Raw genomic sequence first — 23,182 nt, 5'->3', positions numbered from 1 at the left:
GCTCAGGCCGCTTCGGTCAGCACGACGGCGAGCCGCTTCTGTGCGGCGAGCGCCACCACCGCGGGGACGTCACGGGTGAGCAGCGCCAGGTACAGGACCTTGTCGTCGTTGGCCGGGCTGACCATGTCGATCACGGTGGCCGAGAACCGGGTGCCCGCAGCGGCCGCGTCCCCGGTGGCGTTGCTGTCCGGCGTGCTGACCAGCAGGACCTTGTCACCGGGGTGCAGTTCGCGGGCCGGCACCTGGGCGGTCTTCAGACCGAGCGCGATCTGCTGTTGGCCGGGGCCGAGCAGAGGGTCGTCGGTGACCTGCGCCAGCGTGAGCAGGGTGCCCGGGACCAGCGCCACCGCGGCCCGTTTGCCGATCACCTCGTCGAGCCGGCCGGCCGGCACCGGGCGCAGCCCCTGACCTCCGGCGACCTGCACGCTGACCAGGTCGGCGGCGCTGATCTCGCGGCCCACCTCCACCGGTCGGGCCACCGCGAGGTAGCTACCGGTGGCCCGGACCGAGGTGACCGCGAACGCCGCGCCCAGCCCACCCAGGGCGATCAGGAGTACGGCGAGACCGAGCAACCCCGGGCGGACCCGGCGCTGCCGGACAACAGTGGGTGGGGTGACCGGCGCGTCGACCGACCCGGTCCCGTTGCGCGTCGCGAGGCTCACTGCGTCATCTCCGTTCGCGGGGCTCGCACACTGGGCTGGCTCACCGGGTCACCACCTGGAGTTCGTTGATCCGGATCTGCACGATGCCGCTGCGACGGGTCACCAGGATCTCTCCGGTCTGGCCACCGCCGCGCCACGTCACCGTCCAGTGCGTGGTGGCGCTGATCCGGTACGTGCCGGCCTTCTGGTAGCCCTTGTCGTAACCGCAGGTCGGGGAGGTGCCGCCCGCACCGGCGCCGGTCCGCGTGTACTCGGTGCCCGCGCCGTAGCAGGTGACCGTCTCCTTGTTGCCCATGTCCCAGACGATCCGGCCGACCGTCGCCGTGATCTCGACGGTCACGTCCCGGTCGGTCGCCTTGGCCTCGATTGGGCCGAAGTAGTTCTTGCCCGAGTCCGCCCACATCCAGACCGGCAGGCCGACCAGGCCGGGGCCGTTGCCCTTGCGGGGTGCGACCTTCAGTGGCGCCGGCAGCAGCTTGATCGACGCCAGGGCGCGACGGGCGAGTTCCTCCGGGTTGGGCGGCGCGCCGTAGCCGGGTGGCGGCTCGGCCCGCAGCACCATGTTCCGGTTGCCCACGTCGGCACCGCCGTTGCAGGTCTGCACGTACCACTGCTGACCCTCGGGTGCCTCGTTCTGCGGCGAGGCCAACTTGTAGTAGCAGCCGTCGCTGCTGCTGAACCAGCCCTTGAACTCGTCGTAGCAGGGGATGGTCCGCCCGTCCCACCGGCAGACACCACCGCCACCGCCACCGCCACCGCCACCGTCGTCCCCGTCGTCCCCGTCGTCGCCGTCACCGCCGCCGCCCGGGTCACCCGGGTTGCCGGGCTCGTCGTCCCAGACGCTGCAGTCGGGCTGGTCGGGTGGGCAGCCGGCTCCCGGGTCGGCGCGGCCAGCGGCGGCGGCCGGCGGGGTCGCGCCGGCCACCAACAGGAGCGCGAGGCCGATCCCGGCGAGAGCCCGCCAGGATGCGCCAGCCCGACGCGTCAGCACGGCTGATCCCGGTGCGTGGTGCCGTAGTTGATCAACCAGCGGCCGTCGGGATAGCGGGTCGCGGTGGCGGTGGAGAAGTGCTTGCCGCCCCCGCTGCCCGGGACCACGCGCTTGTCCTTCGCGTAGACCAGTCGGTAGCCGGTCGTGTCCAGGCAGTCCTGGATCTCCACTGTCGCCGGCTTCGCGTCGAGGCTGACCGCGGTCACGGTCGGGTCGGACTTCACCGTCCCGGTTCGCATAGCGCCGTGCTCCTTAGCGTCGCGAATGGACAATTGCACCCGACTGAGAAGTGGATCAGCGAGAAACCGGGCGAGTTCCGGCGCGTGTGGATCACTGCGCCCACTTGCCGTGCGCGAGGCTGCGAGATAACCGGAGTACGCGTCGAGGGCTGCCTTCTCGGCAGCTCGCCGTGCCGCGTCGGGATCGGCCCGTTGTCCGTCTTCACGGGCTGCCGCCGGTCGTCCGACCGGCTCCCGTCCGCTGGCGCAGGCGGTGACCGGCACCGCCGCTACGACCGCCAGCAGGCAGATTGCCGCTCGTCTGAGCTGCCGTCCGCGCACCGTCGAGCCTCCTCGTGGTCGCCCCGCGCGGTGTCGGTCCACCGCCGCCGGGCATACGGAAGCGCGCCCGGATCAGCACATCCGGAGCCGTTCATTGCGCTTCTGCATTCACCGTTACGGATCTTCTACAAATGCAAGGTCCTGTGTCTTCCGGTTGTCGAGGTGAGGCTTGCGTCACACCCAAGGGGCGAGCATAGGCTGACGTTCGCCGATACAACAGAGGCAATTCAAGTGAACACTCTCCGTGATGACAGGTGGTGGTGGCGGGTGTCCGCACTGCGCCCGAGGCAGTGGCCGAGCAAGGGGTCTTCGAAGATCGGGCCTCGTCAGGACGGGTCGGGTCCGGTACGCCCCGTCGCCGGTCCCGGGAGTAGGACATCGCGGCCTCATCCCGGCATCCCAGCGCCGTTGTCGGCCCTTCGAGGGGTGGCCTCGTCCGGCGAGACGCCCACTCGGAGGCCGGCCGAGAGCGCCGTGCGACGGTCGGGCGGCAAGGTCGCTTTCTGCGCCATTCGCCACACCACAGCGATCGTTCCGTCACGATCCGTGTTCACCTTCGCGGGGGAGCGCCGGGGCGTAATGGACGGGACATGGCGCTGACCGGCCCCCCGGCAGCCGTCCCGGGGCGGGAGAACCCAGCCGATCGGCGTCCGGCATCCCCACCGTCCGGCGACACGACCAACCCCGCTGGCCGGGCAGCGCCCCCGCCGGAACGTCGGCCGACCGCGGAGCGCGTTCCTGCGATGGCTCGCACCCGAGCCGCCACCGTGGTCGCGATCCTCGCCATCGGTCCACTGATGCGGATCGCCGCGCTGCGCTACGCCGTACCCCCGGGTATGCCCAGCCGCACCGGCTGCGACGCCTGCGGCGCGCCGCTCGGCCTGACCCGTCCCTGGCCGGCGCTCGGCCCGACAGCCCGCTGCGGTCGCTGCCGGGCGCGGGTCGGGCCGCCACCGGGCACGGTCGAGCTGGCCCTGCTCGCCGCGGTGGTGCTGCTGGCCCTGGTCGGTCCCTCGGGTGGGGCGCTCCCGGCGCTGGCCTGGTGGCTCGGCTGGACGATCCCGGCGGTCTTCGTCGACCTGGCCGTGCACCGGCTGCCGGACCGGCTCACCCTGCCGGCGGCAGCCGGGACCTGGCTCCTGCTCGGCGTCGCCGCGCTCGACGCCGAGCCCGGGCACTGGTTGAGAGCCGCAATCGGCGGCGCGGGACTGGCGCTGTTCTTCGCCAGCACCACGTTGCTGCTCGGCCGTCGTGGCTTCGGGCTGGGTGACGCCAAGCTGGCGCTGAGTGTGGGGGCGCTGCTCGGCTGGTACGGCTGGCCGGTGCTGCTGCTCGGGCTGCTGCTCGCCTCCGGGCTGTCCGCGCTGGTCAGTCTGGCTCTGCTGGCCACACGGCGCGCCCGCTGGAGTTCGCACCTGCCGTTCGGCCCGTTCCTGCTCGTCGGCACGGTCGGCGCGCTCCTGCTGGCGACCTGACCACCCGTCACCCGCCGCGCAATCTCAAGATCGTTCAGGGGCGTGAGCGGCTCGCCAGTTTGGGGGCCGGGCTGTCGGCGCGGTCGGCGCGGCGGCGCAGCACCTCGGCGGTGGGTCGGGCCAGCAGCGGGGTTGCCACCACGGCGACCAGGGCGCCGAAGAGCACGCCCGCGACCACGTCGTGCGGGTAGTGCACTCCCACGAAGACCCGGGAGAAGGCGCCGAGCGCGGCCAGTGGCAGCGCGATCAGACCGAGCCGGCGGTTGAGCAGCAGCGTGGTGACCGCCAGCGCGCCGGCGACGGTGGCGTGGTTGCTGGGAAACGACCAGTCGCCCGGGGGTGGGCAGGTGCCCGCGATGATCGCCCGCCCGATCGTCCGGCAGGGGCGGTCCTCGTCCACCACGGTCTTGAACCATTCGCTGCCCACGTACGCCAGGAGGGCCGGCACCGGCGCGATCAGCGCGAGTGCCCGGTCGTGTGGGCTGCCGGCGCGGCGGCTCAGCGCGGCCATCAGCAGCAGCGCGCCGAGTAGCAGGATCACCCCCTCGGTGGCGTGTCCGACGAACCATTGCACCGGTTCCGGGCTGCGGGCGGCGGCGTCGACGACGTCGCCGTACCACTCAGCACTGATCTCCGGAACGTCCATGCTGCCGTTGTGGACCATGCATCACCTCACTCCACGTTCATACCTTGTTCACCTGGGGGACAACCTAGGAACACGGCAGAGGGCACCGCAGCTGTCGAAGGTCGGGTGGTCTTCACGACCTTCGTCCAGGATTCGTTCAGCCGGCTCTGCTTGGCTGGTCGGGGACGTCGGCATCCACAGGAGGCTTTGTGCACACCAGTTCGGCCACCGGCCAACCGCCGCCCGCCACTGGCACGTTGGACGACCAGACCTGGCAGATTCGGCGTACGGAGGCCGATCTGGACCGGCTCGGCGAAACTGAATCGATCTTCGCGTTGGGTAACGGGTGGGTCGGCTGGCGTGGTGTGCTCGACGAGGGCGCACCCTGCGGGATGCCGGGCAGCTACGTCAACGGCCTGCACGAGCGGCGGGAGCTGAGCTACCCCGAGGAGGGGTACGCGTTTCCGCAGGCCAGCGACACCGTCATCAGTGCGCCGAACGCCGCGCTGATCCGGCTCTGGGTCGACGACGAGCCGCTGGACATCCGCACCGGGACGCTGCGCAGCCACGAGCGGGTGCTCGACCTGCGCAACGGTGTGCTGCGCAGGGAAACCGAGTGGATCTCCCCGGCGGGGCGTGGAGTGCGCATCCGCAGCACCCGGCTGGTGTCCCTGCCGCGCCGTCCGGTGGCCGCCGTCCGGTACGAGGTCGAACCGCTGGACGCCCCCGTCGAGCTGCGGGTCTGCTCGGACCTGCTGGCCAACGAGAAGGTGCCGGAGCGCTCGGACGACCCCCGGGCAGCCTCGGTGCCCACCGACCCGCTGAGCGCCGAGTCGTACAGCGCGACCGGCCTCGACGGGATGCTGGTGCACCGCACCGAGCGCAGTGGTCAGCGCGTCGCGGTCGCGGTCAGTCACCTGCTGGACGGGCCGGACACCGTCACCGCCACCGGTGACTGCACCCCGGACCGGATCCGGCTGACCGTGACGGGTCGCCTGCACCCGGGGGAGCGGCTGCGGCTGACGAAGTTCGCCGCGTACGAGTGGGCATCGGTCGACGGGACACCGGCCGACGAGTTGGCGGCCCTGGTCGTCGCGGAGGCGGACGCGGCCCGCGCGGACGGCTTCGACGCTCTGCTCACCGACCAGCGCGCCGCACTGGACGCGGCCTGGCAGGTCGCCGACGTGCAGCTCGACGGCGACCAGGATCTCCAACAGGCGGTCCGGTTCGCGATGTTCCACCTGGTCCAGGCCGGCCGTCCGGACTCGGACCGGACCATCTCGGCGAAGGGGTTGACCGGCAACGGCTACGACGGGCACGTCCTCTGGGACACCGAGACCTACGTCCTGCCGGTGCTCACCTACCTGGCCCCGGCGGTGGCCCGCTCGGCGCTGACCTGGCGGCACACCCACCTGCCGCAGGCTCGGGAACGGGCCCGCGAGCTGCGGCTGACCGGCGCCACCTTCCCGTGGCGCACCATCGGCGGCCGGGAGTGCTCCGGTTACTGGCCGGCGGGCACCGCGGCGCTGCACGTCAACGCCGACATCGCCGACGCGGTGCTGCGCTACCTGGCGGTCACCGACGACCAGCGGTTCCTCGCCGAGGCGGGGCTGGAGTTGCTGGTGGAGACCGCCCGGCTCTGGCACGGCTTCGGGCACTGGTCGGAGGAGGACTTCCACCTGCACGGCGTGACCGGCCCGGACGAGTACGCGGCGCTGGTCGACGACAACGTCTTCACCAACCTGATGGCGAAGCGCAACCTGCGGGGCGCGGCGGACGCCGCCGAGCGCCACCCCGACGTGGCCGGTCGGCTCGGCGTGGACCCCGACGAGGTGGCCGGCTGGCGGGCCGCCGCCGATGCGATGTTCGTTTCGTACGACCACGAGCGCGGGGTGCACCAGCAGGCCGCCGGCTTCACCCAGCAGCCCGAGTGGGACTTCGCGAACACGGGCGAGGACGACTACCCGCTGCTGCTTCACTTCCCGTACCTGGAGTTGTACCGCAAGCAGGTGGTCAAGCAGGCCGACCTGGTGCTCGCCATGCAGCTCTGCCCCGGTGAGTTCACCGCCGACGAGAAGGCCCGCAACCTGGCCTACTACGAGGCCCGCACGGTCCGCGACTCGTCGCTGTCGGCCGCCCCGCAGGCGGTGCTGGCCGCCGAGGTCGGGCACCTGGATCTGGCGTACGACCTGTTCGCCGAGTCGGTCCTCCAGGACCTGGCGGATCTGGGGGACAAGACCGCCGACGGGCTGCACCTGGCCTCGCTGGCCGGTGCGTGGCTGGCGCTGGTGCAGGGTTTCGGCGGGCTGCGCGACGACCGGGCGGTGCTCTCCTTCGACCCCCGGCTGCCGCGTCGGATCGACCGGCTGGTCTTCAGCCTGCGCTGGCGCGGCCACCGGCTGCGGGTCACGCTGACTCCCACCGAGGCCCGCTACGAACTGCCCGACGCCGCCGCCGACACCGAGGTCGAGCTGTGGCACCACGGTGAGTCGTTGCGGGTCACCGGTGCCGAGCCGGTCACCCGGCCGATGCCCCCGGTGCCCGACCCGGGGCCGGAGCCGCCCTCCCCGCCCGGCCGCCGCCCCACCCGCCGCTCGGCCGACTGAGCCGCCTCAGGCCGGCGGGAGGCCGCCGGCCATCCGTTCGCGGACGGCCTCCAACTCCTCGAAGGCGTACGCCCAGTTGTGGCACTTGAAGCTGCGCAGGCCGTCGATCGCGGTGCGGCAGTCGGCGCAGCGCACGCCGGCGATGGCGTCCGGGATCTCGGTGTTGACGTACTTGCGTTCGCCGAGGATGACGGTGGCGATCATGGCCTTGTCGTGCAGGCCGGAGAGCGCCGACGACACGATGTCGTACCAGGTGACCCGACGGCCGCACTTCGGGCAGTCCGGCTCGTCACCGCTGACCCAGAGCGGGGCGCCGATGCTGCGCGTCGGTATGCCGAGCAGCTTCTCCAACCGCCGGACGTCTGACTCCGGGGTGATCCAGCGGTGTCGGCCGGGCAGTGATGCGGGTGAGTCGTACACGGCGCGGAACAGGTCGTGGTCGACCTGCACGGTCTCCCGCTGAGCGGTCATCGGCGTCCCTCCTCGTTGAGTCGGTGCCCCCACCGTGGTCAGCGACGACCATGGGCGCTGCCGGATCAACGACACGAGGGGTCAGCGGGTCGTCGCCGGGGGTGCCAGACATCGAGATCCCCCGCATCGCCGAAGGGATCTCTCATGACCGACCTCCGCCAACGCGGGGGTCGGCGTCCGCCGTTGACCCGTTTCCACCTCCGGTGGCCGGCCTCGGGTGGTACGACGGACGCGGGGCGTGCGTGCCACCGGGAGGAGCGCCGATGGCCAGCAGGCCCGAACGGCTGCTGCGGGGCAGCAACTCACCGCTGAGCGCCTCGTTCCTGGAGCTGTTCTTCGACCTGGCGTTCGTGCTGGCCCTCAGTCAACTGGCGGGGCACCTGTTGCACGACCTCACCCTGGTCGGCGCGCTGCGTACCGCACTGCTGTTGGCGGCGGTGTGGTGGATCTGGGTGACCACCACCTGGTTCGCCGACTGGTACGACCCGGAGAGCCCGTGGGTCCGGTGGCTGCTGGTCGGTGCCGCGCTGGGCAGCCTGCTGGCCGGGGTGGCGATTCCGCAGGCGTTGGACGGGCGGGGCGTGCTCTTCGCCAGCGCGTACGTCGCGGTCCACATCGCCCGGGGCGCGGTGACCGCGTTCGCGCTGCGCGGTCACCCCCGACAGAAACGGGCGGTGCGGATCCTCTGCTGGTTCGGTGTCTCCGCCGTACCGTGGCTGGTCGGTGGGTTCCTGCCGGAGTGGCGGGTGCCGCTCTGGGTGCTCGCCCTCGCCATCGACTTCACCGGCCCACGACTCGGCTGGCCCACCCCACGGCTTGGACGGACGAGCAGGCAGGAGTTGCGCCTCGCCGGGGAGCACTTCGCCGAGCGGTACCAGCAAATCATGATCATTGCCCTGGGCGAACTCGTCCTGGTCGCCGGCCTGTCGTACGCCGACACCCACCTCGACCTCCCGCAGACCGCCGCCTTCCTGCTGGTCTTCGCCACCGCCGTGCTGACCGGTCTGCTCTACGTGACGCCCGCCGGCCAGCGCCTCGGCCCGGCCATCGAGCAAGCCGACCCGTCCCGGCTGGGCGTCATCACGGGATACCTGCACCTCGTGATGGTCGCCGGGCTGGTGGTCACCGCCGTCGGGGCGGAGCTGAGCATCGCCCACCCCACGAAGGAGGCCGACATGACCGCGGCGGTCGTCATCCTGGGCGGTCCGATGCTGTTTCTCGCCGGGCGGATCCTCTTCTCGCTGGCGATCCACCGACGGCTCTCCTGGACGCGGGTGGCGGCGCTGCTCGCGTTGGCCGTCGGCGGGGCTGTTCTGCGGCTGCCGCTGCTGGCGGTCAGCGCGGTCGCCACCGGGGTGGTGCTCACGGTGGTCGTCCTGGACCACGCCGGCATCCTCTCCTACCACCGCATCAGAAATCCTGACTAAAGTCAGGTGTATGGACTCCACGCTCATCGCCGCCGTGCGGCGGTTCAACCGGACGGTCACCCAACGGGTGGGTGCGCTCGATGACGAGTACATGGCCCAGGGGCGGCCTCTGGGGCAGGCCCGTCTGCTCTGGGAGATCGGCCCCGCCGGTGCCGAGGTCGCCGCGCTACGCGCCCGGCTCGGCCTGGACTCCGGATACCTCAGCCGGCTCCTGCGCACCCTGGAGAACGACGGCCTGATCACCGTGGGGCCGGCCGACCAGGCCGGCGGCGACGGCCGGGTCCGCAGCGCCGCGCTCACCGACGCAGGCCGCGCGGTCTGGGCCGACCTCGACGAGCGGTCGGACGACCTCGCCGCCTCCATCCTCGAACCGCTCAGCGAGCACCGCCGCGAACGACTCGTCGCCGCCATGGCCGAGGTCGAACGTCTCCTCGTCGGGTCGATGGTCGTCATCGAGCCGTGCCCGCCGAGCGACCCACGGGCCCGCGCCTGCCTGCGCGCGTACGCCCGGGACATCGCCCGTCGATTCGACGACGGATTCGACCCGGGGCTGAGCAACCCCGTTCACGACGAGGCACTCGTCCCGCCCGCCGGGGTGCTCCTGCTCGCCACCCTCAACGCCGAACCGATCGGCTGCGGCGCGGTCAAACTCCACCCCGGCGCGCCCGCCGAGATCAAACGCGTGTGGGTGGCCGACACCGTACGCGGGCTCGGCGTCGGGCGGCGGCTGCTGGGCGAGCTGGAACGCTACGCCGCCGAGCGTGGCGCGACGGCCGTCCGACTGGACACCAACCGCAACCTGACCGAGGCGATCGCCATGTACCGGGCAACGGGTTACCGGGAGATCGAGGCGTACAACACCGAGCGCTACGCCCACCACTGGTTCGAGAAACAGCTGCGACGGTGACGGCGAGCTGCCGACATCGTGGACGTGGGCGTCAGTCGTCGGTGGGTTGCGTACCGCCTTGCCGACCATCGTTACCGTCGGAGGAGTGGAAGGTGACGCCGCCGGGAGCCGTTGGCGGTTCCTCGGCGGCAGCCTCGTCGGCATGGTGGGCGTCGTCGCCGTCTTCGGAGCGTTGGCGATCGGCTTCTGGGTGTTGGCCGACCTCTCCAGCGACATCCCACTTGTTGGCCGATTGTTCGACATGCTCGGGCGTCTTGCCGCCGTCGGCGGGGCGTTCTTCTTCACGTACTGCCTTCTCGCTGTCGTGCTGGGGCCCGATCTGTTCGAGAAGCTGTTCTTCGTACGTGGCAAGGCCCTCACCCCGGGTGCCATACGCGAGTTGGTGGCGATGGAAGCGGCATCTGCCACGATCCCGGTCGCGTCCGGGCAGGGCGTGCTGCGGATCATCCCGATCAAGCCCCAGTGGTGGCTTGACCCGAACGCCCATGCCGACGACACCAAGCCGGTTGTCGTGGTCGAGGGAATCGAGCACCGGCTGCCCGGGTGGGACCCGTACGACGTCGCGGTTCCAGCCGGGACCGTCGAGGTCGTGGCCTGGCTGCCCCTTCGCAGCGGCATTCCGGGGCGACGGGCCGGCAGTTCTGTCCCCGTGTCGGAGGGGCGTGTGGGTGCGGTGGTGTTCCGCCCCTCGTCCCTCCCGGAACTCCCCGGCACCGCGACTCCGCTGGCCGGCGAGCTGAGGGGCGACCTTTCGTCGCACCGGATGTGGGGTGCGACCGCGCTGCTCGTCGGGCTTGTCTTCCTGGTGTGGCTGGCCGTCGGCTAGCGCAGACCTGCCCTCGTCCCCGTCCGTCCGCAGGCTATCCGACGGCTGTGGCTTGCGCGGTGCTCGCGAACGACCGGATGAGTGCGGTCTCGCTGCCGGTACGCCAGATCAGCCCCCACCGGCCCGCCGGAGCGTCAGAAATGGGCACGTAGGCGATGTCCGGTCGCGCGTAGTAGCGGGCGGCCTGGGCGTGGACCGGCGAGACGGCCTCGCCCGTGACGAGGATCGGGATCATCTCCTGGAAATTGGAGACCGACGGGCCGATCGGGATCAACCGCCCGCTGGGTGTGCGTACGGGCACCAGGATCTCCCGCCAGTAGTCCGGCCGGGCACCGCCCATGACCGTCTCGTCCGCCAGGTCCTCATAGGAAACCGATGCGCGGCTGGCCAGCCGGTGGGTGGCCCCGACGGCCAGCACGATGGGTTCGGTGTAGATGACCGGGCCGACGGTGAGGTCCGGCTCCCGGACGGGCAGCCACACGATCTGCACGTCGATGTCGCCGGCGCGCAGCCGACCGAAGGGGTCACCGAAGTCGACATGCCGCAGCTGCACCTCGCACTCGGGATGCTCCTTCGCGAACGCGTCGAACAACTCGCGGAAATCGTGCAGGTTGACGGCGATCGACCCGACCCGCAGGACCCCGGTCTTGCCGCGGGCGGCCAGCCTGGCCCGGTCCATGCCCTCGCACAGACCTCGGTACATGGGCTGGATGTCGTCGACGAGCCGTTGCCCGATCGGTGTCAGTGCCACCTGCCGGTTGTTGCGCTCGAACAGCGCGGCGCCGATCCGCCGCTCCTGCTTCTTGATCGCCTGGCTGACCCGGGCCTGGGTCACGTGCAGCCGCTCGGCGGTGCGGGTGAAGTGCAGTTCCTCCGCCAGGGTCAGAAAGATTTCGATGTCGCGGAGTTCCATCACTGTTCCGATCCACCCATTAGCGATGGGTTATGGCACGTTACCAGGTGTGATCTTGTAGCCCGGGGTCTCGCCCGGCAGGCTGACGGACGTCGAAGCGGAACAGCATCCGGCACCCTGAACGAGGAGATCGTCGTGCGCAAGCTCGTGTATTACATCGCCGCCACCCTGGACGGCTTCATCGCCGGTCCCGACGGCGCCGACCCCACCGGCCCCGACGGCTTCTGGCCCATCCCGGAGGACTACCTGCACCACCTCGTCAGCGAGTATCCGGAGACCCTGCCCGGTCCGGCCCGGCAGGCGTTCGGCATCACCGACCAGGGCGGCCGGTTCGACACCGTGCTGGAAGGTCGCCACTCCTACGAGGTGGGCCTGAAGGTCGGCGTGACCGACGCGTACCCGCATCTGCGCCACCTGGTGTTCTCCCGCACGCTGGGTGGCAGCCCGGACCCGGCCGTCGAGGTCATGGCCGAGGACCCCATTGCCACCGTACGAGAGCTGAAGCGCCACGACGGCAAGGACGTCTGGGTGATCGGCGGCGGTGCCCTGGCCGGTGCCCTCTACCCCGAGATCGACCAGCTGATCATCAAGCTGGCACCGTTGACCATCGGCGCCGGCGTCCCGCTGTTCGGCCGCGACGCCGTCTTCACACCGCGCACCTGGCGCCTGACCGACCACACCGTCCTGGACAGCGGCGCTCTCTTCCTCACCTACACGCGCGCACAGACCGGGAACGAGTCCGCATGAGCGCATCTCCCAGCGCCGTCACGATCCGGCCCATCACCGGGGCGGACGAGATCGCCCTGTTCAACCGCCTGCCGTACACCATCAACCACGAGCTGACCGACGACCTCGCCGGGCAACGCCGCCGACCGGAGTGGATGTGGGTGGCCCTGCGCGGCGACCGTCTGCTGGCCAGGGTCGCCTGGTGGGGCCGCAGCGGCGACAGCACTCCGCTGCTGCTGGACATCCTCGACGTGGACGACACCGCAGAGGATCTGACCGAGGTGGCGCAGGTGCTGTACGAGACCGCCGCCAGGCAGGTCCTGACACCCGGCGCTGTCCCTCCCGAATACGGTCGCTTCATTCCTGCGGACTGGCGGGAGGACCCGGACGCGTACCGGGCGGTGCGGACCAGGATGGGCGTCCTCGAGAACACCGGCGCACGCCTGACGGTCGAACGGCTGCGCCTGGAGTGGCGTCCCGCTGCGGGCCTGCCCACGCCCGACCAGCGACTGGCCTTCCGCCCGGCTCTGGACACCGGCGAACTGGTCGCGCTGATGACCCGTGCGCTGGACGGGACCCTGGACGCACACAGCCGTGCCGACCTGGCACAGATGTCGCCTGACGAGGCCGCGCTCAAGCACTACGAGCAGGAGCTCGCCACGTACTCCAGCCCTCGGGAGTGGTGGCGCATCGGCACGTTGGGCGACAACGGCGAGCCGGTCGGGTTCGTCGTTGCGGCGCGCAACGCCTACCACCCGGTGATCGCCTACCTCGGCGTCGTTCCCGAACACCGGGGCCACGGGTACGTCGACGGCCTCCTCGCCGAGGGCACCCGAATCCTGGCCGCCGAGGACGTCCCACGCATCCGCGCGGCCACCGACCTGGGCAACGTACCCATGGCGAAGGCCTTCGCCCGCGCCGGTTACGTCAACTTCGAGCGCGCGCTCAACATGGCCTGGGAATGAGCGACGGCCAGCGCCACACGAGCGGCGCTGGCCGCGGCACTGGTCACGGCGGCTGGAGCGGGCCGGCCCGGCCACACCGGCCGGGCCGGACCGGACGTCAGTCGGCGACCACGGTCAGGACCAGTGGCCCGTTGGGGATCGGGTTCCCGGCGTCGTTCGGATAGTTCCACATGCTCGTGTTCCCGGCCTCGTCGTTCAGCGAGAAGCCGATCGTGTACTGCCCGGGCTCCAGCCGGTCGGTCGACACCGCCAGGTGGAGGACACCGCTGCCGTCGTCGTGCTTACCGCCGTACATGCCGCCCTTCGGGGCTCCGGTGCTGTCGTAGATCGTCGCGCTGAACCCCGCGATCGGGGCGAACTCGTCCACCTCGAACGTGACGTCGAAGCCGAGGCCCCACGCGTCCTCGGTCTCCTGCTGTGTCCACGTCGCCTTGGGCAGCGTCGCCGAGAGCACCACCGGTGCCTTCTCGTCGGGCACCTGGGTGATGGTGATGCCAAGGTCGGGAGCGCCGTAGGCCGTGCCGTAGAACGCGACGTTGCCCGCTCCGTCGGTCAGCTTGACCCCGCCGATCGTGCAGGAGCGGGCCCACCCCGACGACACGACGATCTCCACCGAGACGGTGCCGTCGTCACCCACCACCGGCGTGCGCGACGGCTGCGAGCACGAGTCGAGGTCGACGTCGACGGAGGTCAGGCCGCCGACCGCACCTCGCGGCGTGAAGGTGAGCGCCGTCGACGCCGGCCCGCGCCAGCTGTTCACCTGCGGCACGGTGAGGGCGAAGTTCGACGCACTGACCACGTCGTTGCGGCTCACCTGGACGGGAGCCGGCCCATCCGGCGAGGTGTCGGCCCGGGTGTTGCCCCAACTGTCGGTCAGGTCGAGCCGGGAGACCCGCCACGTGCCGGACGGCGAGCCGGCCGGCACAGCGACCGAGACAGGGCAGGTGACCCTGGTCAGTTCCCAGGCCGTCTCACCGTTGCAGGTCCACCGCGAACCGCTCTGGGTGACCTGGAACGAGGAGGTGACCCGCTTACCACCCGGGCCGGTGAGCGTGATCTTGCCCTTCTTGAACGCGGACTCGTCGACGATGTGTGCCCGGTAGCGCAACGTCACCCCGGAGCCGTCGTCGTAGAAGCCGCGCGGTTGGTCGAAGTCGAAGTAGAACAGCTCGGCGAGTGGCCCCTCGGAGTCGACGAGCTGGGTCACGGCGAGCGCCGCCGGGCCCGGGTCGCGCACCGTGCGGGCATGGGCAACGTCGTCGGCGATGGTCACCTTCGTGACCCGCCAGACCGTCTGGGCCGCCGACGAGTAGCGCGGCACCACGAACTCGTAGGAGTAGGTGGACTCCTGTGCGGTCCCGGAACCCCCGATCTGCGCCCGACCCCATTCCAGGTCGTACGTGACAGTGCGGGGCTGGCCGATCTGCTGGTCCCCGTCGAACTGGCGCAGCTCGACCGCGCCGCTGACCCGCTGGGCCCGGGCAGCCTGGTTGGTGATCGTCCAGCTGAGATAGGCGACAGCGAAGTCCTGTGTGGCGTCGACCTGCGTACGGTCGAAGGCGATCGACGTGATCTCGAGAACCGGGCCGGCAGCCGGCGCCGCCATCACCGGTGTGGTGACCGACAGGGCGAGCGCGGCGGCGGCCGCGGTCGTGACCAGCGCGCGGAGGCGCGAAGATGTCATGTGCTTTCCCCCGTGTGACAACATTCCTCGATGGATTTGTCGCCGAAGATAGCCGTGGAGCGCAACCGTAATTCGCCGATCAGCCCTTCACCGCGCCAGCGGTGAGTCCTTCGGTCAGGAAGCGCTGCCCGAGGGCGTACATGATGACCACGGGGATGCTGACGAGCAGCGACGCCGCGGCGAGTTGGCCTTGCGGCACGACGTCTCCGGCGATCATCGACTGCATCCCCACCGGCAGCGTCTTGTACTCGTCCTTCGTGATGAACACGAAGGCGAAGAGGAATTCGTTCCAGGCGTTGGTCAGGGTGAACAGCGCGACCGCCAGCAGCCCCGGCTTGGCGAGGGGCAGCACCACCCGGCCGAAGGCCTGAACGCGGGTGCAGCCGTCGACCAGCGCGGCCTCCTCCAGCTCGATGGGAATCGACGAGAAGTAGCCCACCAACAGCCAGGTGGCGAACGGCAGCGTGAAGGTCGGATACGTCACCACCAGGGACCACAGCGAGTCGGTGAGTCGCGCGCCGATGAGCATCTGGTACAGCGGGATGAACAGCAGCGCACCCGGCATCACGTAGGTGAGCAGCACCGTGACGGTGAAGCCCTGCGCCCCGCGGAACCGCAGCCGGGCCAGCGCGTAACCCGCCAGGGCGGCGCAGACCAGTGCCACCGCGGTCGACGCCGCGGACACCAGCAGCGTGTTGAGGTACCAGCGGCCGAAGGGCTGGTTGTCGAACAGGGCGCCGAACTGCTCCAGGGTCCACGGCGTCGGCCACAGGTCGTCGGTGCGCATGACGACCTGGCCCTCGGACTTGAAGGCCGTGACGGCGATCCAGTACAGCGGGCCCAGCACGAAGAAGAGCAATCCGGCCAGCGCGACACCGGACCCCAGGCCCGACACCACGGACGACGACCGGCGACCGCCCCGGGACTGGAGGGTCGAGACCACCCGGCCGACCGCCGCCGCGATCAGCAGGATCACCCCGAGGACCACCGCCGCCTTCCAGAAGATCTGTGGCGACGCCCAGACCAGCAGGCCGGTGACCACCGCGGTGACGACCCACGGCAGCGCCTTCCGCACCGGCCCGGCCCACCGCCGCGTCCCGATCCACCACGCTGGCCGGCGTCGCCGGGGCAGTTTGATGCTGGTGTCCTGGCGCAACAACCGGACCAGGACGAACACCAGCCCGCCGATGACCGGCAGCATGACGAGCGTGACCGCCGCCCCCGCGCCGTACTGCAGTTGCAGGATCGCCTTCGAGTACGCGACGAGCACGTACGGTGCGGTCACGTCGCCCGGCCCGCCCTGGGTCAGCAACCAGACGAGGTCGAAGTTGTTGAACGTCCAGATCGACGACAGGGTCACCGTCACGGTGATCACGTGGCGAAGTCCGGGCAGCGTCACGTTGGCGAACCGCTGCCACGACGAGGCGCCGTCGATGGTCGCCGCCTCGTAGAGGTCCGCCGGGATGGCCTTCAACCCCGCGAGGAAACACACGGTGAAGAACGGCACGCCCTTCCAGACGTTGACGAGGATCACCGACGGCATGGCCAGCGACGGGTCGGACAGCCAGCCGGCCGGCCAACTGTCGACCAGGTGCGCGCTGGCCAGCAGCGGCCCGATCCCGGTGGCGGTGAGCAGCGTGTTGACGCTGCCGAAGATCGGGTCGAGCAGCGCGCGCCAGCTGAACGCGGTCACCACCGTCGGCACCACCCACGGCACCAGGAGCAACCCCGCCAGCACGGCCCGCCCGCGGCGTCGATGGTGCAGCAGCAGGGCCGCGGACAACCCCAGCACGACCTTGAACACCTCGGCGTACGCGGTGAAGACGAACGAGTTCACCACGCCGGTGTGGAACTGCTCGTCACCGACGAGGGCGAGGTAGTTGTCCAGACCGACGAACACGGTGTCCTGCCCGTGCCGTTCCGTGGTGCTGGTGAGGATCGACCGGGCGATCGGCACGAGGACCAGGCTGCCGACCAGCACAGCCATCGGTGCCAGGAACAGTGCCGCCAACCGCCAGTCACGACCCAGCCGCCGCTGGGTCGCCGTGAGAGAGCCGGGTCCCGGCGGCGGGGACTTCCTCGCCGCCGGGACCCGCGCAGGACGAACCGACCTCACTGCGGCATCCCCTGCTGGGTGAAGATCTGCACCATCTTCTCGTGGGCGGTCGTCACGGCCTGCGACGGCGCAGTTCCCTGAACGACCTGCTGCATCATGTCGGTGAGGACGTAGGCCGACCCCACCGCCTGCTGGCCCGCGCTGGCCTTCTGCGGGAAGGCCAGGCCGTTCTTCGTGTTCAGCGGCAGCTTCAATTCAGTGATCTTGCGCAGCATGGGGAACGCCGGGTCGCCGCTGGTGAAGAACGGGTCGGCATCCCAGACCTTCTCCCAGGCGGGCATCACCAGGCCGGGCGCTTCCTTCGCCACCCCGAGCAGCGCGGGCGCGCTGACCAGGTACTGCGCCAGGAGCTTGGCGAGCCCGGGGTTCTTGGCGCCCTTGAAGACGACGAATCCCTGCGACTGGCCGAGCAGCAGGGGGTTGCTGGTCGCCGGCCCGATGCAGTCGGAGAACACGTGGGTGTTCGCGTGCACCGGGTTCTTCTTGGTCCTGGAGTCCGCGTAGACGCTGAACTGGTTGCGGGTGTAGCCGAGGACCCCGGCGAGCCAGTTCTCGTTGTTGCTGGTGTCGGTCCAGCTCGCCACCCCGGGCGGCAGCATCGGCTTGTACCTGGGGTTGGTGTAGATATCGCCCAGGAAGGTCACCGCCTGCACCGTCTCGGGGGAGTTGAAGGTGACCTTCCGGCCGTCGTTGGAGGCGATCGACCCCCCGTAGGCGTTGATCAGCGCCTCGATCATTCCGTTGCCGTCACCGGACCGGTTCACCGTCATGCCCCAGCCAAACCGGCGCTTGGCGGGATCGGAGATCTCCAGGCACACATCCCGCAGCTCTTCCCAGCTGTAGATGTCCTTGGGGGAGATGCCCTTGTCCTGCATCCAGTCCTTGCGCAGGAACGACCCGATCCCGATGAAGTGGTACGGGATTGCGAACCACTTGCCGTCGAATACGCAGAAGTTCTTGGCCTCGGCGCAGGGTTCGCCGTATCTGGCCGTCAGCGCCTGGACGACGTCCGTCACGTCCTCCAGGTCGCCCAGCGCCTGGAACTGCGCGACGAACCGTGAGTCGGTCATGAACGCCAGGTCACGCGCCACCCCGCCCTTGACCTCGGCGTCGATCTTGGCCACCACGTCACCGGCGTCGGCCTGGACCAGACTGTTCTCGATCTTCGTTCCGGTGGTGTCGGCGAACTTCTTGATCGAGCTGTCGAGGGCGTCGTTCGCGGCCGTCGAGTACAACTTCTGCGACAGCATCCCCATCGAGGAGCCCTTCATCGCCGCCGCGGCGTCGATCAGCTCCTGCGGAACCTCCGGCTGCACCTTGGTGGGTGAGTCGGACTCGCCCCCGCACGCGGCCAGACCGGCCGCGCCGAGCACTCCCACCCCCATCCCCAGAAAGCCGCGCCGTGACCAGGCTGGATTGTTTTCCATGGACATTCGCCTCCTCCAAGTCCCCGCACCCCTGCACGCCGACGGCGTGCTCGACGATCACCTCAGTGCTCGTGCTCCGGGTGTGTCTCCATGACGGCGACCAGGAAAAGCCGCCCACATCGATCAGTGCGTTGAGGCGATCGGCGACCGGGCCGAGATAGCAGCGCTGACGTTCCAGTTCGGTCGGGCCACGAGACCACCACCGTTCGAGATTTCGAACTGAGTTCGAGATATCGCATCGAGTGGACGCGACGCTAGAGCAGCGCTCTTACAAGTGTCAATGTTTCGATGTGGTTTCGAGCCGAAAGCGGGAGGTCGGCTATCGAGGCGGGGCCCGGTAGCCCATCTGTGTGGACAGCGCGGCCGCGCCCTCACGAATCAGCCCGGTCCACTCCACGTGCGCCTCGGGCGTCCACCGGATGATCGGCGCGGACAGGCTCATCGCGGCGATGGTGGTGCCGGAATGGTCTCGGATCCCCGCGGCGACGCAACGCATGGCGCTGTCAGACTCACCGATGTCGACCGCCACGTCGTCCGCCCGGACACGATCGAGATGCTCGCGTAGACGGTCCGGGTCGGTGATGCTGTCCGGCGTCATGCCCGGCAGGTCGCCCTTCGTCAGGACGGCGTCCAGGCCCGCCTCGTCGAGGGCGGACAGCAGGATCTTGCCGACCGCCGTGCAGTGGGCCGGCAGCCGCCGCCCGACCGCAGAGACCATCCGGACCGGGTGCGTGCTGTCGAACTTGACGAGGTAGATGACATCGGCACCGTCGAGCACGGCCACGTGGACGGCCTCGTCGCAGGCGGCGGCCACGTCCCGCGCGACGCACTGCGCCTCGCGGACCAGGTCAAGCCGGCCGGCGAACGCCGCGCCGAGCTGGAACAGCGGCATGCCGAGCCGATAGTGCACCGGCTGGCCCGGAACGGAGATCAGGTACGAGCGAGCCTCGAGCGTGACGAGCAGTTCGTGGACGGTGGTCCGGGGCAGGTCGAGCCGCTCCATCACCTGGCGGGCCGACAGTTCAGGGCAGTCCAGGAACAATTCGAGGACGTCGAGTGCGCGGATGACCGCCGGTACGACACGGGGCATGTCGAGAGTCCCTTCGCAGCGCCGGACCCGTGTCAACGATCTCCACGGGCCAGCACCTGAAGAGGATAACTGCGTCAGCCGCTGGCGCCAGGTTCCGGACCAGCGCTCCCGCGCGGTGGCCCGGCGCATCCCGCGCCATCGAGCCTGGTTGGGTGTCTATCCCCGCATGGCGCCGGGCGGGAGGTCGAGGAACTGCTCGATGTCGGCGATGGCGTCCTTCACCATGCCGCCGACCTGCGGGTCGCGCAGGCGGGCGCGCAGGACGGGCAGGACGGCGTCGAGCCGCAGGAGGTGCAGAAGGCGCTACGGCACGCCAACCTGCGGATCACCCTGGAAACCTACGTCCACTGGTTGCCGAAAAAGGACCGTCCGCGCGGCCTGGTCGGCAACCTGCTGCGGCAGGCAGACGGCAAGCGGGGGGAACCTTCCACCGGGCAAGATCGGATCTAGCTTGTGCCCCGGCTGTGCCCGATGATCTTCGCTCGGGGTTCTTGCAGCTCAGGATGGGTAAGAGGTGGGCCGCCAGGGACTCGAACCCTGAACCTATGGATTAAAAGTCCACAGCTCTGCCATTGAGCTAGCGGCCCGCGCGCTCAGGTTACCCGACGGTGAGCGTCGGCGACTCTCGGCTTCCGGCCGGCCGTCGATGCCTGCGTCAGCCAGCGCTCGCCGTGCCGATCATCAGTGCTGGTGCGGTGAGATTGATCAGGCGACGCATGGGTGTGGGCCGGCGGGGAACCGGGACAGTCATGAGGGCGAGCAGTATCCCGGCCGTGGCGGCGTCGGGTGAGGAGATCGGGCCGGACGGCGTACGCCAGCCGGGTGGCGAGGTGCACGCCTGGCGGCCCGGTCAGAACCAGACCGTGTGCGGCCTGGCTCTCAGCCGGACCAGGCTGCGTCGTTTCCCGCACGTGCGCTTCGACTACTCGGGCACCGACGTGCTCACCGAGGCTGACGCGGTGGGCTGGATCTGTCCGCGTTGTCTGGCGGCCACCACCGGCCGACGTGGGACGGAGAAGCACGGCTGGGTCCGGGAGTCTCCTCGCCCTTGATCGACTCGGGTTTCCGGAAGTCGGGGTGTCGTGCCCGCCGGGATACCGCGACTTTCAGGAAGCCGAGTGGATCAAGCGGCAAGCCGCAGGCCGCCGGCGGGTGGGTGGTTGAGCTGCTGCTGGGCGGGTACGGGGTCGGACATGCGGATCGTGGTGGTGGGGGCGAGTGGCAACGTCGGTACGGCGCTGCTGCGGCGGCTGCGCCGGGAGCGGGGCGTGGAGCTGGCCGGGGTGGTCCGGCGGTTGCCCGGCCCGGACGCCGGCGAGCCGTACGACCAGGTGGAGTGGCACTCCTGCGACATCGGCGCGCCGGGAGCGGCGGGGCAACTCGCCGAGGTGTTCGCCGGTGCGGACGCGGTGGTGCACCTGGCCTGGCAGATCCAGCCCAGCCACGACCAGCGGGTGCTGCGGAGGACCAACGTCGACGGCAGTCGGGCGGTGATCGACGCGGTGGTCCAGGCCGGTGTTCCGGCTCTGGTGTACGCCTCGTCGGTCGGCGTCTACGCGCCCGGCCCGAAGGACCACCCGATCAGCGAGCGGTGGCCGGCCACCGGCGTGCCCGGCTCGTCGTACAGCGAGCACAAGGCCGAGGTGGAGGCGCTGCTGGACGGGGTGGAGCGGGAACACCCGACTCTGCGGGTGGTGCGGATGCGACCCGGGTTGATCTTCCAGCGGGCCGCCGGCACGGAGATCACCCGCTACTTCCTGGGCCCTCTGGCACCGGTTCGGCTGCTGCGCTTCGGCCGGATTCCCCTGGTGCCGACGAACCGCCGGTTGCGGATGCAGGCGGTGCACGCCGATGACGTGGCCGATGCGTACACCCGGGCGGTGATGGGTGATGCGCGCGGCGCCTTCAACCTCGCCGCGGACCCGGTGCTCAGCCCGGAGCTGGTGGCCCGGCACTTCCACGGTTGGACGGTGCCGGTCGCCGCGCCGGTGCTGCGGGCGGCGGCGGCGCTGACCTGGCGGGCGCGCCTCCAGCCGGTCGACGCGGGCTGGGTGGAGCTGGGTCTGAACGCCCCGCTGATGTCCAGCGAGCGGGCGGAGACCGAGCTGGGCTGGCAGCCCACGATCACCGCGCTGACGGCGCTCAAGGAACTCTTCGCCGGCATGGCCGACGGCGCCCACACGGGAAGCCCGCCGATGTCCGGCGCACGCGACCTGCCGGGCCGCCCCGCAGCCCTGCTCGAAGCCCGCCCGCCGGGCCAGGGCAACCCCTACTGACCCCAACCCGCTGGCTGGCCCCGGTGATCAAGAGGTTTCGGTCAGAAAACCGGGCCCCGGTGACCGAAACCTCTTGATCACCGGGGCGGAGGCGCAGCCGCACCGGGGCGGGCCGCAGGCCGGGTCAGCTCAGTTTGGAGCCCGTTACCGTGGGGTTCTGGGCACCCAGGAAGAAGATGCCGGGGAAGCCGCGCGTCTCGAACTTGCCGCTCGGGTTGCGGCGCAGGGTCGAGTTTTCGATCTTCATGGTGCCGGTGCGGTTGTTGCTCACGAAGAAGACCGCACCGCCGCCCTCGTTGGCCTTGTTGTTCTCGATGATCGTGCCGGCGATCCGTACGGTGAACTCGTTGCCGTCGCAGTAGATCGCGCCACCGCTGCCGCCGCCCGGGGTGCCGGACTTCGCCGGGTTGGCGCCGCTGCCGATCGCCTCGTTGTGGCTGAGCACGCTGTTCAGCACCACCCAGGAGACGCCGATGCTGCTCAGCGCGCCCCCGTTGGAGCAGGAGCCGCCCTGGCCGGCGGTGCCGCCGAAGGTGCTGCCCACCACGTACACCGGCTTGTTCTCATGCTGGCTGAGCACCCGGATGGCCGCGCCGCCCAGGTCGGGGCCGGTGCGGTCGCAGCGGTTGCGGACGAAGCGCGAGTTGACCACCTTGAACCGCCCACCGCGGACGAAGATCGCCCCACCGCCGCCGCCCTCGGCCTTGTCGCCGGTGGAGTTGCCGTCGGCGAACGTCAGGTTCTGCACGGTGAGCTGCGGGTGGTCCTGGTTCTGGCAGTGCGAGGTGGTCCAGCCCTGGGCCCCGTCGCAGGTGTTCATGTAGAGGATGCGGCGCTGGCCCTGGCCGCTCAGCGTGACCTTGCCGCCGCCGTCCAGCACGATCTTGGGCCCGTTGGCGTTGCGGACCTTCGCGGTGGCGGTCATCTTGATCGTCACCGGGGCCGGCCCGCAGTTGAACGTGATGACACCGCCGGCCGCGACCGCCTTCACGACGGCCGCGGAGGTGCAGCTCGCCGGGGTGCCGGTGCCGATGGTCCGGGTCGGCTTCGAGGTGTCCACCGCCCGCGCCTCGGCCGGCACGGTGGCCCTGCCGTTCGGGTTGCCGGCCGCGAGCACCTTCTCGGCGGGCTTCGGGCTCGCGCTGGCCCCTGGGCCACCGAGGCCGTCGCGGACCTCCGGTGCTTCGCCCTGCGCGCTGGTCGGTGCCGTCGGCGAAGCGGACGCGCCGGCCTCGAAGGCGGGGGCCGGGTCGTTGGGCGCGCAGGCGGGCAGGGTCGCGGTGGCGACACCGAGGACGAGCAGAGCGGCAAGCGACGTCATGCGCACCCCGTGATGCTAGGAGTCGCACCGGCGTCCCGACGAATCCGCCGTGCCGGTTTAATGCACCGCTAAGCCACGGCCACGGCCACCGCCGCTCGCCACCGCCCGCCGCCC

General features: G+C 70.5%; 21 protein-coding genes and 1 tRNA gene. 10 read left to right on the top strand and 12 right to left on the bottom strand.

Annotated elements, in window-relative coordinates:
• Positions 1–2 precede the first annotated feature (2 nt).
• The 3 genes from LADH09A_RS01765 to LADH09A_RS01755 are packed head-to-tail and all read right to left on the bottom strand — an operon-like array spanning position 3 to position 2,213.
• Positions 3–662: an SAF domain-containing protein gene (locus LADH09A_RS01765; protein WP_238642974.1), complete on the bottom strand. Its 660-nt coding sequence runs from the start codon at positions 660–662 to the stop codon at positions 3–5.
• A 40-nt stretch (positions 663–702) separates the two neighbouring features.
• Entirely contained in the window at positions 703–1,653 is a 951-nt protein-coding gene (locus tag LADH09A_RS01760; protein ID WP_372492206.1) for a hypothetical protein, read from the bottom strand.
• Positions 1,647–2,213 carry a hypothetical protein gene (locus tag LADH09A_RS01755; protein WP_238642973.1) on the bottom strand — a complete coding sequence of 189 codons (567 nt, stop codon included), beginning with the start codon at positions 2,211–2,213 and terminating at the stop codon, positions 1,647–1,649. The genes LADH09A_RS01760 and LADH09A_RS01755 overlap by 7 nt, the downstream gene beginning before the upstream one ends.
• A gap of 743 nt (positions 2,214–2,956) precedes the next feature.
• Between LADH09A_RS01755 and LADH09A_RS01750 the strand changes: the two genes are divergently transcribed.
• Complete coding sequence (locus LADH09A_RS01750) at positions 2,957–3,688, top strand: prepilin peptidase (protein ID WP_238642972.1); 732 nt, start codon at positions 2,957–2,959, stop codon at positions 3,686–3,688.
• Positions 3,689–3,722: 34 nt separating this feature from the next.
• On the opposite strand, the gene LADH09A_RS01745 is transcribed toward LADH09A_RS01750, so the two are convergent.
• Positions 3,723–4,352 carry a phosphatase PAP2 family protein gene (locus LADH09A_RS01745; RefSeq protein ID WP_238642971.1) on the bottom strand — a complete coding sequence of 210 codons (630 nt, stop codon included), beginning with the start codon at positions 4,350–4,352 and terminating at the stop codon, positions 3,723–3,725.
• A gap of 170 nt (positions 4,353–4,522) precedes the next feature.
• On the opposite strand from LADH09A_RS01745, the gene LADH09A_RS01740 reads away from it, so the two are divergent.
• Positions 4,523–6,919, top strand: a complete 2,397-nt coding sequence (locus LADH09A_RS01740; RefSeq protein WP_238642970.1) for a glycoside hydrolase family 65 protein — start codon at positions 4,523–4,525, stop codon at positions 6,917–6,919.
• A gap of 6 nt (positions 6,920–6,925) precedes the next feature.
• Here LADH09A_RS01740 and LADH09A_RS01735 read toward each other — a convergent pair whose 3' ends face one another.
• Positions 6,926–7,390 carry a DUF8243 domain-containing protein gene (locus LADH09A_RS01735; RefSeq protein WP_238642969.1) on the bottom strand — a complete coding sequence of 155 codons (465 nt, stop codon included), beginning with the start codon at positions 7,388–7,390 and terminating at the stop codon, positions 6,926–6,928.
• A 263-nt stretch (positions 7,391–7,653) separates the two neighbouring features.
• Between LADH09A_RS01735 and LADH09A_RS01730 the strand changes: the two genes are divergently transcribed.
• The 3 genes from LADH09A_RS01730 to LADH09A_RS01720 all read left to right on the top strand — a co-directional run bounded on the left by LADH09A_RS01730 (position 7,654) and on the right by LADH09A_RS01720 (position 10,550).
• On the top strand, positions 7,654–8,817 hold the full coding sequence (locus tag LADH09A_RS01730) for a low temperature requirement protein A (RefSeq protein WP_238642968.1): 1,164 nt from the start codon (positions 7,654–7,656) through the stop codon (positions 8,815–8,817).
• Between the two features lie 10 nt (positions 8,818–8,827).
• Positions 8,828–9,724 (top strand): helix-turn-helix domain-containing GNAT family N-acetyltransferase, encoded by an 897-nt coding sequence (locus tag LADH09A_RS01725; protein WP_238642967.1) that lies wholly within the window; start codon positions 8,828–8,830, stop codon positions 9,722–9,724.
• Between the two features lie 85 nt (positions 9,725–9,809).
• A complete protein-coding gene (locus LADH09A_RS01720; protein WP_238642966.1) occupies positions 9,810–10,550 on the top strand; it encodes a hypothetical protein in 741 nt (246 codons plus the stop codon).
• 34 nt (positions 10,551–10,584) lie between these two features.
• On the opposite strand, the gene LADH09A_RS01715 is transcribed toward LADH09A_RS01720, so the two are convergent.
• Positions 10,585–11,463: a LysR family transcriptional regulator gene (locus tag LADH09A_RS01715; RefSeq protein WP_238642965.1), complete on the bottom strand. Its 879-nt coding sequence runs from the start codon at positions 11,461–11,463 to the stop codon at positions 10,585–10,587.
• A gap of 135 nt (positions 11,464–11,598) precedes the next feature.
• Between LADH09A_RS01715 and LADH09A_RS01710 the strand changes: the two genes are divergently transcribed.
• Both LADH09A_RS01710 and LADH09A_RS01705 read left to right on the top strand, forming a co-directional pair.
• Positions 11,599–12,210 (top strand): dihydrofolate reductase family protein, encoded by a 612-nt coding sequence (locus tag LADH09A_RS01710; protein WP_238642964.1) that lies wholly within the window; start codon positions 11,599–11,601, stop codon positions 12,208–12,210.
• A complete protein-coding gene (locus LADH09A_RS01705) occupies positions 12,207–13,154 on the top strand; it encodes a GNAT family N-acetyltransferase (protein ID WP_238642963.1) in 948 nt (315 codons plus the stop codon). The genes LADH09A_RS01710 and LADH09A_RS01705 overlap by 4 nt, the downstream gene beginning before the upstream one ends.
• 97 nt (positions 13,155–13,251) lie before the next feature.
• Here the strand turns inward: LADH09A_RS01705 and LADH09A_RS01700 are convergent, their stop codons facing one another.
• From LADH09A_RS01700 to LADH09A_RS01685, 4 genes are all read right to left on the bottom strand, one after another.
• The gene (locus LADH09A_RS01700; protein WP_238642962.1) at positions 13,252–14,838 is read right to left on the bottom strand and encodes a hypothetical protein; all 1,587 of its coding nucleotides are present in this window, start codon (positions 14,836–14,838) and stop codon (positions 13,252–13,254) included.
• A 79-nt stretch (positions 14,839–14,917) separates the two neighbouring features.
• Entirely contained in the window at positions 14,918–16,825 is a 1,908-nt protein-coding gene (locus tag LADH09A_RS01695) for an ABC transporter permease (protein ID WP_238642961.1), read from the bottom strand.
• Between the two features lie 125 nt (positions 16,826–16,950).
• A complete protein-coding gene (locus tag LADH09A_RS01690) occupies positions 16,951–18,381 on the bottom strand; it encodes an extracellular solute-binding protein (RefSeq protein ID WP_238642960.1) in 1,431 nt (476 codons plus the stop codon).
• Between the two features lie 319 nt (positions 18,382–18,700).
• The gene (locus tag LADH09A_RS01685) at positions 18,701–19,471 is read right to left on the bottom strand and encodes an IclR family transcriptional regulator (RefSeq protein WP_238642959.1); all 771 of its coding nucleotides are present in this window, start codon (positions 19,469–19,471) and stop codon (positions 18,701–18,703) included.
• A 291-nt stretch (positions 19,472–19,762) separates the two neighbouring features.
• Between LADH09A_RS01685 and LADH09A_RS01680 the strand changes: the two genes are divergently transcribed.
• Positions 19,763–19,921 (top strand): hypothetical protein, encoded by a 159-nt coding sequence (locus LADH09A_RS01680; protein WP_238642958.1) that lies wholly within the window; start codon positions 19,763–19,765, stop codon positions 19,919–19,921.
• Between the two features lie 65 nt (positions 19,922–19,986).
• On the opposite strand, the gene LADH09A_RS01675 is transcribed toward LADH09A_RS01680, so the two are convergent.
• Positions 19,987–20,058 (bottom strand) — tRNA-Lys (locus LADH09A_RS01675).
• A 162-nt stretch (positions 20,059–20,220) separates the two neighbouring features.
• On the opposite strand from LADH09A_RS01675, the gene LADH09A_RS01670 reads away from it, so the two are divergent.
• Both LADH09A_RS01670 and LADH09A_RS01665 read left to right on the top strand, forming a co-directional pair.
• The gene (locus LADH09A_RS01670; RefSeq protein WP_238642957.1) at positions 20,221–20,523 is read left to right on the top strand and encodes a hypothetical protein; all 303 of its coding nucleotides are present in this window, start codon (positions 20,221–20,223) and stop codon (positions 20,521–20,523) included.
• A 141-nt stretch (positions 20,524–20,664) separates the two neighbouring features.
• Entirely contained in the window at positions 20,665–21,747 is a 1,083-nt protein-coding gene (locus tag LADH09A_RS01665; protein WP_238642956.1) for an NAD-dependent epimerase/dehydratase family protein, read from the top strand.
• Between the two features lie 124 nt (positions 21,748–21,871).
• Here the strand turns inward: LADH09A_RS01665 and LADH09A_RS01660 are convergent, their stop codons facing one another.
• Entirely contained in the window at positions 21,872–23,068 is a 1,197-nt protein-coding gene (locus LADH09A_RS01660) for a hypothetical protein (RefSeq protein ID WP_238643041.1), read from the bottom strand.
• Positions 23,069–23,182 lie beyond the last annotated feature (114 nt).

This window comes from Micromonospora cabrerizensis, assembly GCF_022230955.1.
GTDB lineage: Bacteria > Actinomycetota > Actinomycetes > Mycobacteriales > Micromonosporaceae > Micromonospora > Micromonospora cabrerizensis.
This window is presented reverse-complemented; position numbering and strand designations above follow the sequence as displayed.

Excerpts from the sequence above, each read along its gene's own strand:
- LADH09A_RS01750 (WP_238642972.1), top strand. The coding sequence starts at position 2,957 with ATGGCTCGCACCCGAGCCGCCACCGTGGTCGCGATCCTCGCCATCGGT.
- LADH09A_RS01745 (WP_238642971.1), bottom strand. The coding sequence starts at position 4,352 with ATGGTCCACAACGGCAGCATGGACGTTCCGGAGATCAGTGCTGAGTGG.
- LADH09A_RS01735 (WP_238642969.1), bottom strand. The coding sequence starts at position 7,390 with ATGACCGCTCAGCGGGAGACCGTGCAGGTCGACCACGACCTGTTCCGC.
- LADH09A_RS01730 (WP_238642968.1), top strand. The coding sequence starts at position 7,654 with ATGGCCAGCAGGCCCGAACGGCTGCTGCGGGGCAGCAACTCACCGCTG.
- LADH09A_RS01725 (WP_238642967.1), top strand. The coding sequence starts at position 8,828 with ATGGACTCCACGCTCATCGCCGCCGTGCGGCGGTTCAACCGGACGGTC.
- LADH09A_RS01715 (WP_238642965.1), bottom strand. The coding sequence starts at position 11,463 with ATGGAACTCCGCGACATCGAAATCTTTCTGACCCTGGCGGAGGAACTG.
- LADH09A_RS01705 (WP_238642963.1), top strand. The coding sequence starts at position 12,207 with ATGAGCGCATCTCCCAGCGCCGTCACGATCCGGCCCATCACCGGGGCG.
- LADH09A_RS01700 (WP_238642962.1), bottom strand. The coding sequence starts at position 14,838 with ATGACATCTTCGCGCCTCCGCGCGCTGGTCACGACCGCGGCCGCCGCC.
- LADH09A_RS01695 (WP_238642961.1), bottom strand. The coding sequence starts at position 16,825 with ATGGCTGTGCTGGTCGGCAGCCTGGTCCTCGTGCCGATCGCCCGGTCG.
- LADH09A_RS01690 (WP_238642960.1), bottom strand. The coding sequence starts at position 18,381 with ATGGAAAACAATCCAGCCTGGTCACGGCGCGGCTTTCTGGGGATGGGG.
- LADH09A_RS01685 (WP_238642959.1), bottom strand. The coding sequence starts at position 19,471 with ATGCCCCGTGTCGTACCGGCGGTCATCCGCGCACTCGACGTCCTCGAA.
- LADH09A_RS01670 (WP_238642957.1), top strand. The coding sequence starts at position 20,221 with ATGAGGGCGAGCAGTATCCCGGCCGTGGCGGCGTCGGGTGAGGAGATC.
- LADH09A_RS01665 (WP_238642956.1), top strand. The coding sequence starts at position 20,665 with ATGCGGATCGTGGTGGTGGGGGCGAGTGGCAACGTCGGTACGGCGCTG.
- LADH09A_RS01660 (WP_238643041.1), bottom strand. The coding sequence starts at position 23,068 with ATGACGTCGCTTGCCGCTCTGCTCGTCCTCGGTGTCGCCACCGCGACC.